At 41.3% G+C, this 18,611-nt stretch carries 9 protein-coding genes; 2 read left to right on the top strand and 7 right to left on the bottom strand.

All coding sequences use genetic code 11. The annotated features are described in order from the left end of the window. Positions 1-424: 424 nt before the first annotated feature. The 3 genes from QTN47_RS24815 to QTN47_RS24805 form a co-directional block, all read right to left on the bottom strand. A complete protein-coding gene (locus tag QTN47_RS24815; RefSeq protein ID WP_369332145.1) occupies positions 425-2,386 on the bottom strand; it encodes an OmpA family protein in 1,962 nt (653 codons plus the stop codon). 80 nt (positions 2,387-2,466) lie between these two features. After that, positions 2,467-3,432 carry a PorP/SprF family type IX secretion system membrane protein gene (locus QTN47_RS24810; protein ID WP_369332144.1) on the bottom strand — a complete coding sequence of 322 codons (966 nt, stop codon included), beginning with the start codon at positions 3,430-3,432 and terminating at the stop codon, positions 2,467-2,469. Between the two features lie 68 nt (positions 3,433-3,500). Continuing rightward, positions 3,501-7,589 carry a T9SS type B sorting domain-containing protein gene (locus QTN47_RS24805; RefSeq protein ID WP_369332143.1) on the bottom strand — a complete coding sequence of 1,363 codons (4,089 nt, stop codon included), beginning with the start codon at positions 7,587-7,589 and terminating at the stop codon, positions 3,501-3,503. Between the two features lie 843 nt (positions 7,590-8,432). Between QTN47_RS24805 and QTN47_RS24800 the strand changes: the two genes are divergently transcribed. After that, positions 8,433-9,428, top strand: coding sequence for a diacylglycerol/lipid kinase family protein (locus QTN47_RS24800; RefSeq protein ID WP_369332142.1), 996 nt, complete (start codon positions 8,433-8,435; stop codon positions 9,426-9,428). A 703-nt stretch (positions 9,429-10,131) separates the two neighbouring features. On the opposite strand, the gene QTN47_RS24795 is transcribed toward QTN47_RS24800, so the two are convergent. Together QTN47_RS24795 and gmk are read right to left on the bottom strand one after the other, a co-directional pair. Further along, a complete protein-coding gene (locus QTN47_RS24795; RefSeq protein ID WP_369332141.1) occupies positions 10,132-10,950 on the bottom strand; it encodes an SDR family oxidoreductase in 819 nt (272 codons plus the stop codon). A gap of 372 nt (positions 10,951-11,322) precedes the next feature. Next, the gene (gmk, locus tag QTN47_RS24790; RefSeq protein WP_369332140.1) at positions 11,323-11,898 is read right to left on the bottom strand and encodes a guanylate kinase; all 576 of its coding nucleotides are present in this window, start codon (positions 11,896-11,898) and stop codon (positions 11,323-11,325) included. 119 nt (positions 11,899-12,017) lie between these two features. Between gmk and pgl the strand changes: the two genes are divergently transcribed. Further along, a complete protein-coding gene (gene pgl / locus QTN47_RS24785) occupies positions 12,018-12,746 on the top strand; it encodes a 6-phosphogluconolactonase (protein ID WP_369332139.1) in 729 nt (242 codons plus the stop codon). Between the two features lie 168 nt (positions 12,747-12,914). Here the strand turns inward: pgl and QTN47_RS24780 are convergent, their stop codons facing one another. Both QTN47_RS24780 and QTN47_RS24775 read right to left on the bottom strand, forming a co-directional pair. Beyond that, on the bottom strand, positions 12,915-15,137 hold the full coding sequence (locus QTN47_RS24780; protein ID WP_369332138.1) for a patatin-like phospholipase family protein: 2,223 nt from the start codon (positions 15,135-15,137) through the stop codon (positions 12,915-12,917). Between the two features lie 298 nt (positions 15,138-15,435). Beyond that, positions 15,436-18,333, bottom strand: coding sequence for an outer membrane beta-barrel protein (locus tag QTN47_RS24775; protein WP_369332137.1), 2,898 nt, complete (start codon positions 18,331-18,333; stop codon positions 15,436-15,438). Positions 18,334-18,611 lie beyond the last annotated feature (278 nt).

The raw sequence follows: 18,611 nt of genomic DNA, 5'->3' as shown, positions 1-18,611 counted from the left end.
CCGGCTTACATGAGGATATTAAAGCCATTGGGGGAGTAAAATAAAGGGTACGTGACTTACCCTTTCGCAGTTGTCTGCAGTTCTAATAAAGATAACAATTTTTGTTCCTGATTTACAACGTTATTTACATGTCATCACGCTGATAAAAGCCTTTCGTGGGTTGAGTTTGCCTGATATTGTACTTGCCAATCAATTTATCCTTTTGATTAACAACGCGGAAAAGAAAATGTTGTAGACAAACGCTGATAAGTTGCTTGCAGATTAAAATTTGCAGGAAACTCAAAAAACACATTCGCAGATCGCTAATGAAAAAAGCAAAGGGCAACCGCGAAAAGTTGCCCGATGACATTGGGGGTACTTACCATCATCACATGTGGTAATCCATATTCAAGCTCCTGTTTCAATAACAGGTTCGTTAAAAAGTTTACTTATCAAGAATAGTAAATTCAGTTCTGCGGTTTAGCTGATGTTCTTCTTCACTGCATGCTACACCGTTCGCGCATTTGTTCACCAGTCTTGTTTCGCCGTAACCTTTTGCCGTCAATCTGTCTGCTGCAATACCACGACTTTCCAAATACTTAACAGTAGACTCTGCGCGACGTTGTGATAATTGCAGATTATACTTATCGCTCGCGCGTGAATCTGTATGTGAAGACATCTCAATTTTCCATGTTGGATTATCATTTAGCAACTTCACAATCTTATCCAACTCTGGTGCAGCATCGGAACGGATATTCCATTTGTCAAGATCGAAGTAAATATTCTCCAGTTTTACAGGCTTGTTCACTTCAGCTCTCTCCAGATAAATATCCCTTTTAATATTGGTAGTAACGTTTAAACCCTTTGTTGTTACAGGTATTGCAGTTATTGAAGCATATCCTGTTTTTACACCGCTAAGCGCATAATCGCTTGCGCTGTCCAGTTTAAAGGAAAAATCACCATCACTATTTGTAACAACTTTCAGCGGTGTTGATGTTTCATTATTGAAAAGTGTGACTATACTATTTGTAATCGGCTCGTTTGTCTTCTTGTCGAGAACTTTTCCGGTTAGTGAAAACACAGGTATTTTAGTAATTTCAAAACGGTAAATATCGTCGTCGCCTTTACCCTGCAAACGATTAGAGGAGAAAAACAACGTTTGATCTTCTTCTTTGTAAGGAGCAAAATCATCCTGCGGACTATTAACCGGCACACCAAGATTCTTTATTATCCAATTAGTATCAGCAGGAGCAGCAACGAATAAATCCAACCCGCCCATACCCGGTCTGCCATTGCTGGCGAAATACAGGTTTCCGGATTTATCAAAAAACGGAGTGCGTTCATCCCCTTCTGTATTAATCTGCGAACCCATATTCACTGGCTCCATCCATTTGCCAGTTGCATCACGCCTACTGTAATAAATATCAGTGCCTCCCACTCCGCGTTTTCCAAAATCAGCTACGAAGTATAATGTTTGCCCGTCTGCAGTTATATATGGATCTCCCACAGAATAATTGAATACTTCATTATAAGGAAAAGCATAAGGCTGGCGCCATCTTCCCGTTGCGGTATCAAGATCGGTCTCACGGATTTCCACATTTAGCGTGTACGGATTTTCTTTACCTATAAAACTTCTGCCTTTCTTTTCAAGAACAGTTGCTGCATAAAACATACTTCTGCCGTCGGCACTGTAACTTGCAGTTGCACTGTGAAAATCTCCATTAATATTCCTGTTTAACAAACGAACGGAGCTACTGTCCTTTCCATTGCTTTCGTAAAGATGAAGGTAACTGTTGCCCGTCCAACCGTATGATTTGCGCTTTATGTTGGATGAACCAAAGAAAGGAGCAGATCTTAATGAGTCATAAGGCCTGTCAGACGCAAAAATTATTTTATTGTTATAAATTGTTGTTCCCCAATCTGAGTACTTAGAATTTATTTCCTGCAAATTTGCAAGCGTTCCTCTTACAGGATTTTTCATCCAGACTAAAGCAGAATCGCAGCCGGCACGCATATTTACAGCTTTGGTGTCTCCTGCTTTTTTTGAAAGATAATTATTCAGCTGGGTTTTTGCTTCGCTATACTTGCTGTTATTCATCAGCATTTGAGCAAAGTATAGTTCATCATCCGGCGTATGATCAGGATATGCAACAACTTTTGTATACCAGGACTCCGCAAATTCGTAATCATTCATCATCCTGTATGCTTCCGCCAGGCCGCGTGCGGCTTCTATTGTGGGCTTCTTCTTATAAGCTTTTTCATAAAGCGGTTTAGCCTGTGCATAGTTAAACAACGAAGCCTGCATCATCGCTTCTTTCAATACATACTGCGCGTTAGTTGTATTGAATACAACGAAAACCAGCATGATCGGCAGCCATATTTTTGCTAAGTTGATTTGCTTATTCATAGATTCAATGTTGGGTTGGATGAAAGCTTTATCTTCACTACGATCACTTCCTTTCATCCGCAAAATTTTGTTGATTTATTCTAGAAATATCTTGGCGACAACATCCTTGCTTTTGGATTGGCAAAGAAGTAGCTCAGTGATATTTCATGTGTTGTATAGTTGTTGGCTGCGGTGCCATTTACTGTTTGATCATAAGCATATCCAAGCCTTAATTTATCGTTCACAAATACTTCTATCATACCTACAATTGCCCCTGACTTAGTCAGTGATTTATCGATGTTGCTTTTATTGAACATGGCACTGCGATAAGAACCACCAATCCATAATTTTTGCTCAATCAACAGAAAGGCATTAATGTCCACACTCGTCGGCCCGGCCAGGTCTTCCTTTACCAACACAGAAGGCTTGAGTTGTAATTCATCAGACAATGGCACCAGGCCGCCGACAGTAAAATACATGTGAGGCTTTAAGGGTAGATAGTTTTTAAGAGCGTCAGATTTCTGAAATAGATTGGTTGTAAGGTTGTCTGCAGAAAGACCAGCATAAAAGCGGTCGCTGTTATAAAAAATACCCATTCTTGCATCAGGCATGAAGGCTGTTTTCTTTGCATTGATTAACATAGGATCACCTTGTTGTGCAGGATCAAGCACACCCACATCCAGGCGTTGCTGAATAAAGCCGGCACCAAAACCTATTGCCAGCGTTTTGCTACCAAAATCGTCCATTGGTATACGGTAGGCATAGCTGCCGTAAAAAGACGTATTATTTTGTGCACCGATCTTGTCATTCATTACCTGAATGCCAATCCCCATACGGTTATCATTAGCCGTTCCATCTGCTGCAATTGAAAAAGTTTTTGGTGCACCCGGAAAACCGGCCCACTGGCGGCGATAAAACATATTTACGTTCCACTGCTCGCGGTAACCTGCATAAGCCGGATTAATGTAAAGCCCGTTAAACATATACTGGCTAAACTGTGCGTCCTGCTGCGCATTTGCCTGAAGTGCGCCCAGGGCAATTAAGAGTATTGGTACAATTCGATTCATAGTTTGCTTTTATGTTTTATGCCAGGGGAAGCAGGCGCCGGGTAGAAACCCAGCACCTGCAGGTTTATTTATTTATTCAGCATGAGCATTACATAGCCATTATATGAGTGCCATTTATTGTCTGCATCTTTTACTTTAAGTATATAGAAGTAGGTACCGGCATTCAGGTTCTGTCCTGTCCAATCCTGTGTGTAGTTCTTTTTGTTGTACACGATGTTATTCCAGCGATTAAAGATCACCAACTCGTTTTCTTTGTATGCTTCAAGGTTCTTTATCACGAACTTGTCGTTAAAGCCGTCACCGTTGGGCGTAATAACATTTGGAATTTTTAGTACAGTGATGTCTTTTTCATCTACTGAAATATTGTCGGCAGGATTTGTATCCGGCTCATCGCTGGATGCATAAGCTTTGTTTATTACAACGCCTGCTTTATCCGCACGCACTGTTAAAGTAAGTGTGGCTTCATCGCCGGCCTGCATTACATCTATCTCCCAGTTGAATGAGCGTGAAATAATATCATAACCTGAAATCTTACCAACCGTTACAGTGGCGGTAACATAAGAGATCATTGGAGACAGCGTATCAACCACTACTACATTGTGTGCTACATAGTCACTTTTGTTGGTTACTTTGATTGTATAAGTATAGTTTGCACCAATAGCCGTTACAGTGTTTTTGTCTGATGTTTTTACTACTTTAATATCGGTGGTGCCTGCTACCGGAATATATGTAGTATCGCCTGTGCAGGATGGATCATCTGTTGTACATGTAGGCGTGGTTACGTTATCACCCGTTACAAATGCAAGGTTTGCTATTTGGGTTACATGTGATAACTGATCATCCACTTTCACCTGGAAGCTTACAGATGTATCAGCGCCAGCTTTAAGATCGTTCCAGCTAAACACGACTGATTTATCCTGATCATTGTACGTACCACCGCTCCTGCTTACATAAGTAGTATGCTGTGGAACGGTATCTTTTACGATAACACTTGAAATAGTTGATAAGCCAGTATTCTTAACGTGAATGGTATATGTTAATACTTCGCCTGCTTCAGCCTTTCCGTTTGCGCTGGCATCGGCAACTGCTTTCCATGCGTTGAATACACCGGGATTCACACGCGCAGTTTCGATTACAGTACTGTCGCCCTTACAATCTGCAGATTCAGCGCTGCAGGTAGGTTTATCAATATTATCCGCGGTTACGGTAGCTTGATTCGAAATGGTGTTTACGCCTGCAATGTTCTCATCCACTTTTACCTGGAAGCTGAATTCAATGGGATCACTATTTGACGGAATATTTGTTGCAGTGAATGATACTGTGTTAGCAGTAAGACTGTAAGTTCCTCTGCCACCTGTTCCATTTCCAGCACCACCATCTACATAAGTTGTATGGGCAGGAACTTTGTCTGTAATGGTAACAGTTTTCAGCGTTTCTCTTCCGGTATTTCTTACATAGATATTATAGGTTAACAACTCGCCCGCTTCTGCCGTGTTATTGCCATTTGCATCTTTAACCGTTTTCCATGTATTGAAATCTGTCGCATTGCATGATGCATCTTTAACAACAGTAACCGGCCTTACAACTACACAACCCTGGCTGCTCGTTGCCTTCACGTAATATGTTCCCGCAACAGTAATTGCATTATAACCGGATAATGTTTTTGTAGTGGCAGCATCTGAATAGAATGTGTATCCGCTTGCATTTACTGCATTCTTAATTACCTCCGCACTGCTCAGATCCAGGGAACCAGAACCACAGATATGCAATGGCTCAGCTGACACGGTAAGTCCAACGGTATCATTGGCCACAATTTTAACGCTATCACTAACAAAACAACCTGCTATCGACTCAAGGGTTACTTTGTACCAGCCTGCATGCAAGCTGCTGTCAAACGTGGGCACGATAAGGGTGTCGCCGGAAATGTTCAGGCCGGTTGTCAATGGCATGTTGTTGTATATCCAGGTTATTTTGGCAACAGGACCAACTGCTTTTGTAGCTATCTGCAATGAATCGCCTCTACAAATAGCTGTCGCAGAAGCATTCAGCAATTGCAGTGTTGATGCATCATAAACAGTAGCATCCTGCGTAATTTCAGAACATTCGTTGCGCACTTTTACAGAATAAATGCCTGCTGGCATATTGTAGAACAGATTATCCGTCTGCCATGTGTAATCCGCATCATTAACGCCTTTAACACCGTACTTATAAGGGCCTGCACCTTTTGCCTCAATTCCCAATATGCCGGTAGTACTGCCCTTACACACAATACCGCCTGCTTTAAAAGAGAGTGGTTCGTAATGAGGAAGAGAAACAGTTTTCACATCTGAACCAGAAGCACAATCTGCATTAACGTTCAGGAAAATACCGATAACATAATCTCCTGCAGGCACATTGCGGAAAGAGAATAACGGGGATGCGGCACTGGCAACGGTCGAAGTAAGGCCAACAGTACCTTCCGGACCGGAGATAATTTTCGCTACCAGTGCCTCATCACCGGTTCCATAGTTAAATACGGAACCATCTTTTCTTTTTGCCGTTGCGGAACCAATGATGTTAAAGATGTCGCAGGAAACATGTTGAAAACTCAGAGAATCGACAACCAGAGAAGCGGTAACACCAGCCATTTTTTCTCCATTATGATTTTCAATCCTACAGATGCCATTGTTTCCATCGCCATATTCCACGAGAAAGGAATAACTTCCTTCAGGAAGATTATCCCATAACATAAAGCGCAGGTTTACGTTTGTTCCGGGCGATGTTATTTCTACCGGTTTAGGTAACGGAGTAAGGGTTGACGGAGCAGAAGTAATTGATATTTTCACCGGCCAGGGGCCACTTCCAAACAAACCTTTTACACCGATTCTCACTTTTCCGGGTTCACATGCATCTGTAGCAAAAAAAGTGAGTTGGGAATAGGTATTCTTATAAGTAAGCGAATAGTTCATTTTAAACCCTGCCGCATCCTCAAAAGCAAACTCATATTTATGGCCTTCCACAAGCGGAAGTCCCGGAAAAGTCATGCTGCCGCTGGTCCATGTAAAAGAATAGGTTTTTCCTGTATTTGCGTCTTTTACCTGGATAGCAACGGGAAAATATGGAGCGAGATTGTTTGATGAGTTGTAAGAAGCGTAAAGCGAAGCCGGGCTACACATATCAGACAAGCCGTTAGAGCCAGCCACGCCAAAAACCTGGCCTGTAATGGTTACCGGTGCAGAACGAAATTCGTGGCCTGTACAAGGATTCTTAACCACAACTACATATGATGCCTGAGCACCGGGAACATATTTACCAACCTTTGCTATATCTGCACCGGTAGTAATCCAACCACTTGAGGATGTAGTGCCGTTCGTGGTAAACTCAATTTTGTAAGGTAATGTAAGTGAATCATAACCAACCGTGTTTCCTGCTGCATCTTTCAGAACGATAACACCTGCAGAACGTAAGTTTCTTATTGCCAGCGAATCTGGTGCACCTGCAACTCGATCCGGTATAACCGGCGCATTTTGCAATGACACGCCTGCAATTCCTGCGGCCGATAAATCATAGTCATTAGTTAATTTAACCGGTGTACTGGTAAGTGATGTACCACATGCATCTGTAGCAGTGACTATATAATTGCCTTTGGAAACATTCTTAAATAATACATTCTCTCCACTGTTGCCAGTTAATGTAACGGTATCAGTTCCCTTTGCGAGCTTGTATGTAATGGGACTTCTGCCATTAGCAGCGTTAACAAGCATTGTTCCTTCTGGCCCACAAAGTCCATTAGCGCCTGCTACTGCGCTGTTAAGTGTTATTCCGGGGGTAACAGTCAGGCCGGATAGCTGTTTATATTGAGTGGATACAATTATATTGCTGATAACAAAAGCTGTTGCGGAGGTAGCATGTTGTGCGTCATAAACTTTTACGGTGTAAGTTCCTGCGGGAAGATTGGTGAATATATTGTTTTTGCTTGCTGCAACGCCCAGCGGTGCAGGTGCTACAAGTTCGTATAAAGTAGTGCCGGATGTGTTTTCTGCGTTTACGATAATTTGCCCGTCAGACGCGCAAATACCATTTACAGGTGTTGCAGTAGCGGTTAAAGGTTTAGTGTACGCAGCCGACGCAACGAACATCAGCACTATTGTACATGCGAAATGTATAGCTCCCCTCATAATGTTCCAATATTTGGTTACGCACCGGTGTTATGCAGTGCAAAAAATACTGGAGTTGCGTTCCCCTTTTTTCTTAGCAGACTAAGAATTTGTATGACAGAGAAATAGGACGAATTACGTGTGCAATCATGGCATAGTAAGATCAGCTGCATTTTTCAACACAGAAAACTCTTGCTATAATAAACCTGCCAATGAATCATTACATGATATTGCCAGTACAGTTTCCGATGCATTCAAAATGAACACATCAAAAAATTGTATGTGGGCGGAACAATAATTCTACCTGTGCAAAACCAATAAAAATGAAATCAATGGAATTGGATAAGGTGGAGGATCATAGGAGAAATACCTGGGTACGTTAGCGTATCTGAAATTTGTATTTCAGACATAAAAATAGGGGAAGAGTTTGTATATAACAAAAACATCCGATGAATTGACACAAATTTCCGTTGGAAACACAAAATATGGCGCCAAACGAATAGCTAATCGTTAAACAAAATGTGCTTCATTGCCTTTCAAGGATTCCTTAGGTTGAAGGATTTTTCAGATACCGAAATATTTAAAACGGGGAACATTTTTCTTTCAACAAAAAAGGTGCCACACCATCATTTTTTTAACAAAAAATCGGTAAGCACGAAATATACACACATATTAATTGCATGCATATATAATTATTTGAAGCAATTAAAATTATCGTTAAGAAGTTTATAAAGTTGCAGGTCATCCTGATATAATTGTCCATCTTGCAGCCACAAAACAATGGAATGATATTGGCTATTAATGCGCCCGGCTAAAAATTTATCAATCATCTATAAATTACTTAAATTGAAAAACAGTAGCAGTATGGAGAACGTAGTTGCAGATCAAGATAAAAGTAAACTGGTAGTGGCACCAAAAAAATTGCAACCCAACAAGGGAAAACAAGCTGATGTTATTAGCGTGGGACGAAAGTTTGTCTTTCTTATTAACCCGGTGTCAGGCACATCGAAGAAGGAACTCATTAAAAAAGAAATTGAAGAAACCTGTAAAGGGCAAAAAATACATTTTGACATCGTTCCCACGAATTCAGTGGGTAACTACGATTTTTTGAAAGAAAAGATTCATGAAGAAGGCATTACTGATGTGATTATTGTTGGTGGCGATGGCACGGTCAACCAGGTATTGAACACATTACGCAAAACGAAAGTGCGTTTTGGGATTATCCCTGTCGGTAGCGGTAACGGACTTGCCTTTGCTGCAGGAATACCTAAAAAACCCCAGCAGGCACTTGAGCTGATATTTAAAGGCAAATCAAAAATGGTTGATGCCTTTCTTATCAATAATGAATTTTCGTGTATGCTAAGCGGCCTGGGCTTTGACGCAAAGGTGGCACACGACTTTTCAATGAAAGCCTCCCGCGGCCTACTCACTTATACGCAGCAAAGTTTGTTGAACTTTTTTAAGGCGCAGCCTTATCAATTTGAAATTATACTGGATAACTTTTCCTTTTTTACCGATGCATTTTTTATCAGCATTGCCAATGGCAACCAATTTGGTAACAACTTTACCATAGCGCCTTTGGCTGATCTGAATGATGGCATGCTGGATATCGTTGTTGTACAAAAAATGAATAAGGCGAGGCTGCCTTTCGCTATTCTCAGACAGATCAGGGGCAATAACAAGCTTCAACAACTGGTTGACGATATTACCCAAAAGAACGTGCTTTATTTTCAAACACCTTCGCTTACGATCAGGAACTTAAAACATGCGCCGTTTCACATTGATGGTGAGCCGCGCGAAGCTGATGATGAGTATCATATTGAGATTATAAAGGACTGTTTTGAGTTGATACAGCCGTAGAAGACAGTAAGACCGTAAGATCGTAAGACAGTAAGATAGTAAGAAGAAGTGCTGTCTATGATTGGTTGTGTTCTCGCAGTTGAACAGATCAGCGATGAAAGACAGTAAGATCGTAAGAGAGTAAGATAGTAAGAAGAAGTGCTGTCTATGATTGGTTGTGTTACCGCGCATGAACAGATCAGCGATCAAAAAATCAGACATCAGCGATGAAAGACAGTAAGATCGTAAGACAGTAAGACAGTAAGAATAAGTGCTGTCTATGATTGGTTGTGTTCTCGCGCATGAACAGATCAGCGATCAAAAAATCAGACATCAGCGATGAAAGACAGTAAGATCGTAAGACAGTAAGATAGTAAGAATAAGTGCTGTCTATGATTGGTTGTGTTCTCGCAGATGAACAGGTCAGCGATCAAAAAATCAGACATCAGCGATGAAAGACAGTAAGATAGTAAGACAGTAAGATAGTAAGACAGTAAGAATAAGTGCTGTCTATGATTGGTTGTGTTACCGCGCATGAACAGATCAGCGATCAAAAAATCAGACATCAGCGATGAAAGACAGTAAGATCGTAAGACAGTAAGATAGTAAGAATAAGTGCTGTCTATGATTGGTTGTGTTCTCGCAGATGAAGAGATCAGCGATCAAAAAATCAGACATCAGCGATGAAAGACAGTAAGATCGTAAGAGAGTAAGAGGAAAGATGCTATAGAAAGAGATCGGTGTAGAGCTTGCCGCCGGGGGTTACGGCGTATTTGTCAAAATTGGTGATGCCTTCTGCAGTAAGCACTTCTTCATCAATAAAAGAACGGCCGGTGTATTGAAGATTTTTTTTATTTAGAATATAATAAGCCGCATCAGCAAGGATATCTGTGGTGCGGCTCATTTTTGCAAGCGCCTCGCCACCAAGTAAGTTTCTTACTGCTGCAGTATCAATGGTTGTTTTCGGCCATAAACTGTTCGATGCAATTCCGTGCTGTGCAAATTCCTGCGCCCAGCCCATTGCCATCATCGTCATGTTATATTTACTTAGTGTATAGGCAACATGCGGACCAAGCCATTTGGGATTCAGATTAACCGGCGGCGAAAGTGTTAATATATGGGCCCCCGGCGATTTTTTCAGATAAGGTATGCAATGTTTTGTGACGAGAAAAGTACCACGAACATTTATATCATGCATAAGATCAAACTTCCTGGTCTCCAGCTTTTCTGTGCCGGAAAGATTGATTGCCGATGCGTTATTGATCAGTATGTCTATTCCTCCAAATTCATCAGCGGCTTGTTGCACTGCCGTCTCTATTTGAGCCTCATCGCGGATATCCACCTGCACAGGCAGCGCCTTTCCACCGGCCTTTTCCATTTCTTCCGCCGCGGAGTAAATGGTTCCTCCGAGCCTGGAATCTTCACTCACACTTTTTGCCGCAATCACAATATTTGCGCCTTCACCGGCAAGCCTTAAACCTATCGCTTTACCTATACCGCGGCTGGCGCCTGTAATAAAAACCGTTCTGTTTTGAAACGACATGAGGAGTGAGGATTGGTTGAAGATAAAGATAATGAATATGTACGATGTTAGATGCCCGCCCGCACCGACGGTACGTTCGGGCGGGTACGGTGTACGATGTGAGCGGCCAGATGGTGTTATCAAGTACGAGGTACGAAGTACGAAGTACCCAGGTGCAACAGGCTGCTATTTATGAATGGTGTTAGATGTACGGTGTACGATGTTTAGGTGCAGCAGAATCCTATTATGCATAATGCTTAATGTACGTTGCTAGTGGACGAAGTGTGGTGCCAAAACCTTTGTTTTTGAATTTTGAGACTTTTTACTTTTGAATTTAAATCGCCTGAAACCTGATACCTGATACCTGATACCTTACGCCTTATCCTTCACCCCTCACCCCTTCAAAAACTCCATAATCGCCTCTTCCGTTTCCTTGCAGGCTTTATCGAGATTGTCGTTGAGGATGATTTTGTCGAAATGATATTTGAATGAGATTTCGTAAGAGGCCTTATTTACCCTTGTCTGAAGACTTTCGGCGGTTTCTGTACCGCGACTGTCGAGGCGCTTGCGTAGTTCATCTACAGATGGCGGTTCGATGAAGATAGATAGAGAAGTATGCGGAAACTGTTGCTGAACGTGAATGGCCCCTTTTACATCAATATCCAGCATAGGCGTTTTACCATGACTCCAAATTCTTTCCAGCTCGCTTTTCAAAGTACCATAATATTTTCCTTCATAGACCATTTCCCATTCAACAAAAGCATTCTCTTGTATTTTATCCTGGAACTCTTCAACAGAAAGAAAATAATATTCCACACCATTCTTCTCGTCACCCCGAGGTAAACGCGTTGCGGCAGAAATAGAAAAGGACAGGTTTGAATATTTCGCAAGTAAATATCTTGTGATGGAGGTTTTGCCAGCCCCGGAAGGTGCTGTTATGATGATTAGTTTTTTATTTGGCTCATTCATTGCAGCAAATGTAAAGTGTAAAAGGCGTGTCTCCAACAGTCACACGCATTTTTGAACGCAACACGTCAAGGCGAAACGCTAAAAAAGAAGTAATCTTGTAACAAGAAAAGAATAACATTATGCAGTTTCATATTTCAAAAAACACGGAAGACCTTAGCAGACAGGTAGCCGACTGGTTGGTAGACCGTATCAGCAATACGTTAAAAAACCAGGATAAATTTACCATTGCGTTATCCGGCGGAAGCACGCCTAAGAAATTACACGAGTTACTTGCAAGTGATGCATATAAGAACAAAATAGACTGGAGCAAGCTGCATATATTCTGGGGTGATGAACGGTATGTGCCTTTTACGGATGAAAGAAACAACGCAAAAATGGCATTTGATACATTACTCGATCATGTCCCTGTTCCTAAAGAACATATCCATATCATGCGCACAGACATCCCGCATGAAGAATCTGCAATTGAATATGAACAAATACTTGCGGACTATTTTCACAACTCAACGCACACTTTTGATGTTGTTCTGTTAGGCATGGGCGATGACGGTCATACATTATCGCTGTTCCCCGGAAAAACAGATGTTATTCATGAACAAAAAAAATGGACCACCAGTTTGTGGCTTGATTCCCAGGATATGTTTCGTGTAACACTGACGGCACCCGTGGTTAACCAATCGGCAGCCGTGGCATTTCTTGTTACAGGCGCAAACAAGGCGCATGTACTGCACAATGTAATCGAGGGCGAATTCAGGCCCGAGGTTTATCCCTCACAGGTGATAAAACCAGAACCGGGAGAATTGCATTGGTTTATTGATGAAGCAGCCGGAGAAGAATTGAAAAAATAATTTATCTCATTAACAAAATATCTATTACATATAAAATAAAAACATGTAACATTGCATAACAGTACTCACCACGCTACCCATAAGAACAGCGTCCCAGGGTGAGTCTTTTGCTTTTATAGTTTAGCTAATTATGAAGAATGCTGGTTAAAAGCGGACTTTTAATTTTTCTCACTTCATTAATCCCACTACCGTGTTAAAAGACTCCTGGTTATAAGTATTTTCAACAGCGGCAGCAACATCTACCTTTTCACTTGCAGTCAGGTGGAAGCTAATGGATGCAGATGCATCTTTGCGGCGCGGAACATATTGAAAGCTGATGCGATGAAAGTTGGAGCCGTAACCATTGTAGAAATATTGAAGCTGGTCTCCCTGGTAATAATCCTGTAAGCGTTGCCAGTTGTTTTGAAACATCATCAAAGGTTTTGTTACAAATCCCATAATGCTGTTTGCATCGAACGGCCTGTCCCAATCGCCAAGTCTCCTGTCCCTAATCTGAATTAACAGCACTTTGCTTGTATTCTTTTCAAACCAGTTTTCAAATACATTCAAAAAACGCATGGATGATTCCTGTCCAAAATTATCGCGCAGCCCGGCATCCATAACATCAATAATCGGATCCGTTGGAAGCCATACATTAGGCAGCGCATAGGGGAACGTTGCATTCATCCGCAATGCCGAAAGCACACGCAGGTTACCCGCGTTTTGTTTGGCAAACATAGATGTAAAATCCAGCGCATCCGGATCGTTAGCTACAAGGTTTGCCGTATCAGAATGGTTCTGCATGAGAAACCTGGCTGGGTGTGTTGCAATAATTACTTTACGGGCATCACGGCTTACAACTGAATTGAAAAAAATCAGCGGTATCTGTCCACTCGCTTCAGGTTGCAGGTAATCAGACAATTTCTTGTTCAATATTCCCCCAGTGTTCTGATCAAGCTTCTGCTCGAAAGCGTAAGCTCTGTCTTTTACATATTCATAACCGTTGACCTTAAATTTTTTTGCAGGACCAACCAGATCGCGGGAAACAAATGATGAGAACAAAGGATTCAGCAAGTCCCTGGAAACATTTTCGACATAAGATTTATCACGCAGATCAATAGATTTACCCATCATTTTTTCATGATACAGTTCACGAAAATATGCAGCACCTAACATTCCGCCGGAAGCTCCTGTAATAAGCACTGTATGGTTCATCAACTCTCCATTTGTCAAACTATCGAGGCGTTGCAGCACATTCATGGTAAACGCTGCACTTCTTATTCCTCCGCCACTCACGTTAATGACAACAGCAACAGGACTGTCTTCCTGTTGTTTTGCTTTCCAATTGTTTAACACCTGTTCATAGTATGCTTTATCATCATTTACATTTTTTTCTGACGCTAAAGCAAGAATTTGCTCACGTTCATATACCGGTCTTTCTTTTTTGTTTTTATAATCCAGTCCATAAGCTTTATTTCTCAGGTCTATGATATCTTCAAGATAAAGCCAGTTTATCACCACATAAAAAATAAGCAATGCAGGAAAACTCCATCCCCTGAGAAACAGTGCCACAGCACCTGCAAACGCAATAAGGATGGCAAAAAACACCATGATACTGGCCGCCGCGGGCACCTGGAAAACAGGATTGTCAGACAAAAAGCCAATGCTTATCAGAATTATAAATGCCAGAAGAATTGCAAAGACAGCTGCAAGGTGATGGCGCTTAAAGATCGCATCAAGAAACGGCTGACTGTAGTGCCTTACATCCCTTGGCTTACGTAAATGCAGTTTCGCACTAAAGAACCAATCAATGCGCATTTCGTTTTTTTCTGCCGGCAGCGGATTGTCTTTAATTGCCAGCGCGTACCTCATGTTGGCCGTATCAATAAAACTTGCGTATTGATGATAAATGGTTCTGTCGGTCCCGAAGAAATAACTGAATGCAATAATGACAGAAAACAAAAAACCCACAGTGAAGCCACTAAAAAGAACCGCAAACTCGCCGAAGGCTATTAATTCCTGGTTATTGGTATAGTTGTACGCAACTATTAAATAGTATATTAAAAATGCAATTGGAATGACTGCATTGTTTATACAATATTTTAGAAAAGGCTGAGATGTTGTTGCAAGAAATTTAAAATGCCTGCTATGCAGAATAAAGGTGGTAATGTTCCAGCTCATTACAAAAATTCCCGTAGCAAAACCAACAATGGCCGTACTTACAGCACTTACGCGGCTAAGATATTCCGGCGCAAGGAATAGTGAATTTGCTCCGTAAGGTTGTAAGAATGCGCCACCAACTGTTGCGAATAGAATGTACCAGAATACCAGGAATACCTGGTAGCGTTTAAAATGAAGAAACAACATTTGCACAGGCATGGAGTAGAAAAATCCGGTCAGGTACTTTTTCATAATTCGTGTTAGCCCATCTCCTTTCTAATGGCATTTACATGCAAAAGGTACAAATAATCAACAAATTGCTGCAGAAGTTGGTTCGAAAAGAAGTACGATTTAGGAAGTACGATTTACGAAGTACGAAATACGCAGGTGAATCCCGTCCTTATTTCTTTAACACGCAAATAACGTCTCGCCTGAAAAAAAACAGGTAACTAATATGCTCAACGAGAAATACTATTACCTATTAAAAATGGTTTTGAAACAACCCGGCGGCATATTGCTGGCTAAAAGCTGATAGCTAATAGCTCACAGCTTACTGTCCCGGCGGTGGCGGTGGCATCATCATACCTCCTCCCGGTGGTCTTCCGCCAGGTCCGCCATCACGCATGAAGGGTGGGCCCATTCTGTTTCTTTGCTGCGGAGCAGCTCCGGAAAAACTGCGGAGGTTATAGGTAAAGGTTAACAAGGCATATCTTGTCAGCACCTTGGTATGGACGTCCTGTACGTAGTTGTCAGTTATATTACGGGTTACGCTTACATTCTGGTTTAACAGATCAAATACAGTGAATTTGATCTCACCTTGTTTCTTTTTAAATAATTGTTTGGCAACAGAAGCGTTCCATAATGGCACACTTGTATTGTAACCTGTTGCGCGGCCACCGTAATAAGTATAATTAAAGTTAGATGACAATACCCATCCACTCTTGGTATAATATGTTGGCTCAACGCCCAGAATGAGTGAAAAATAATTGGCGTTCTGAGAAGGCTGAATCGAGTATTTAGCGATGTTATAAGTTGGAGTCGTTACAAAATTCATATCGAAATTATCTTTCAGATTGGTGGTCCATTTGATAGATTCTCCGATCGTATAATTCGTAGTGATATTTTGCTTATTCAATGCTACGCCCACGCTGTCCAATGTACGCACAAGCCCAACGCTTCTTGAGTCGCTGAAATTTGTGGTGAAATTGAGATTGGATTTAGGATTTTTCAATTGGAACCCATAATTGAAAAAAGCAGACAGATTGTATGAGCCGTTCATATTCACCGGTATTAACGTATCTACACCGGTTTTCAAATCAGTAATTGTTGCATTTACAATCGCGTTGCCAATAAAGCTGGCATTAACGGAAGCAAACATATTTCTGAACTTCACATTGTCAAATGATGTATACAATAATCTGAACGAATTGGTAAATGATTGCTTCAGCAACGGATTACCCACTTGAATGTTCATCGGATCACTATTGTCTATTACAGGTTGTAACTGCTGAACATTCGGCTGTGCTGTTCTGCCTGAATAATTAAACCTCAGGTTAGATGTTTTAGAGAACCTGTAGTTGAAATTAGCTGTTGGATAAATATTTGTGTAATGCTGTGTTAAGTCAAGATTTTTTGTACGATTAATGCTTGTAAGATCTCCAAACTGCACGCCTGATCCAAAGCTTAAATTCATTTTCTGGCTTTGAATGCGATAATTCAATGTAAGCCTGTTTGAATGATAAGTGTTTTCGTACGCATTGGTCAGCAGGCTGTCTATAATGCTATATTTCTGCTCATCGGGATTATAATCGTAAGTTGTTTTGTCGGATGTGTTTTTGTTATACGAATAGTTGTAATTCAACTCCAGCAATGAGTTCCTGGTAACCGGCTCGGTGTAGGAGACTGTTGAACTGAAGCCCTGACTATTTGATTTACCTACATACTGTTGATTGATCGTATTTATAGAATCTCCGGTTGGCAGAAAAAATTTGTTCAATGAATAGTTACTGCCACTTCCGTCATTTGAACTGCCACCAAAATTCAAATCAAACGACACAGTCCGTGCTTTCTTTTTGAATTTATGCCTGAACAACACATCAGCACTACCGTTATAGCCATTGCGCGATGAGTTACTATTGGCGACTGAGCTATTTATTGGTGTCGTTTTATCACTCATAACCTTATTCGAAACGGATTGTGCACTATTATCAGATTGCTGCCAGCTTACATTTGGTCTTATGATCATTGAATTGGATGAGTCAAAATTTGTCTCAAGATTCAGATTAAGCCGGTTATTGATGTTCCTGTTATTTGATGCCTGATCTTTATCCTCAAACTGCGAGGGCTTTCCAGGGTACAGATTTTCAGTTGCACTGTTCTGGTCTTTCTGCACCTGCATGTTGTTATAGAAATAACTTCCGGAGAAGTCAGTATTCTTTCCCCATGCATCCCGGTAATTAATCCCGCCGGCAAAAGTTTTTGTTATCCCGTTATTGTTGGTCGTAGGTTGTATTCCACCGCCGCCACCACGACCACCTCCTCCACTATTTCCACCTCCGCCATAACCTCTGCCACCACCACCGGATGCACCAAGAATATCCTGAGTTGTAAAGTTTTGGTTGTTGGTGTTATTTGCCTGCCCGATAATTGTGATCTGCTGATCACCGTGAAACCGGCTAAGATTCAAAGCCTCGTCATACAATCCCTTATTGCCCACGCCTGCAATTGCGCGTCCGAAATAACCTTTGCGCATGTTCTTCTTTGTAGTAATGTTGATGGTCTTAACACGGTTACCATCGTCAAATCCCGTGAACTTGCTTTGATCGCTCAGGTCGTCAAAAACCTGTATTTTGTCAATAACATCCGGAGGAAGATTTTTGGTTGCCATTTTAGGATCATCACCAAAAAAACGTTTCCCGTCCACAAGAATCCGCTGCACCTGTTCACCCTGCGCCTTAACGGTTCCATCAGTTCCAACATCAACACCGGGCAGCTTTTTTAGCAAGTCCTCTGCATTTGCATTAGGCTTTGTTTTGAACATGGACGCATTAAATTCAACAGTATCTTTTTTTACTACAATTGGCGGCGCCTCTACCGTTACATTACCAAGATTATTTGCGGCCATCTGAAGATAAATTGTACCCGCACTTACAGTTGAATCTGCAACTATGTTCACCTGTTTATAATGCGTTTCATATCCCTGAAAACTGACGCTGAGTATATGTGGGCCTGCGGGAATATTTTTTAGCAGGAAAATGCCGTTATCTTCTGCCAACCCATAAATGACAACTGAGGAATCTGTCTTTTCCAAAACGCTCACTGTTGCGCCCTTCAACGATTGTTTTACTGTTGTGTCTTTCAAAACGCCCTTAATAGATCCACTCTGAGCCATTACATGGATAAAACTGCTAAAAAGTAAAAGAAGTAAGAGCGAAGAGCTTTTTTTCATCCGTCCTTTTTTTAAATGTCCTCGGGTCGAGTCCTCCAGACAGCTTGTTTTGATGGATGAAGCTATTATTAAGTTTAAACTTAAAACAATATAATCGGTGTTCACTTGAATTGACTAGACAAATTCCCGGTTTTCTGCTATACTGTAATTGAAATAGCGGTGAGCTTCAATAATTAAGCGGTAGAATTTATAAGAAGTGATATATACATTATAATCGAATATCCTTAGGCCTGCGAGCCAAAATATCAGAGAGGTGTGTCATGCAATTTTCAAGTGAA

It is taken from the genome of Danxiaibacter flavus, from assembly GCF_041060425.1.
Classification (GTDB): domain Bacteria; phylum Bacteroidota; class Bacteroidia; order Chitinophagales; family Chitinophagaceae; genus Danxiaibacter; species Danxiaibacter flavus.
This window is presented reverse-complemented; position numbering and strand designations above follow the sequence as displayed.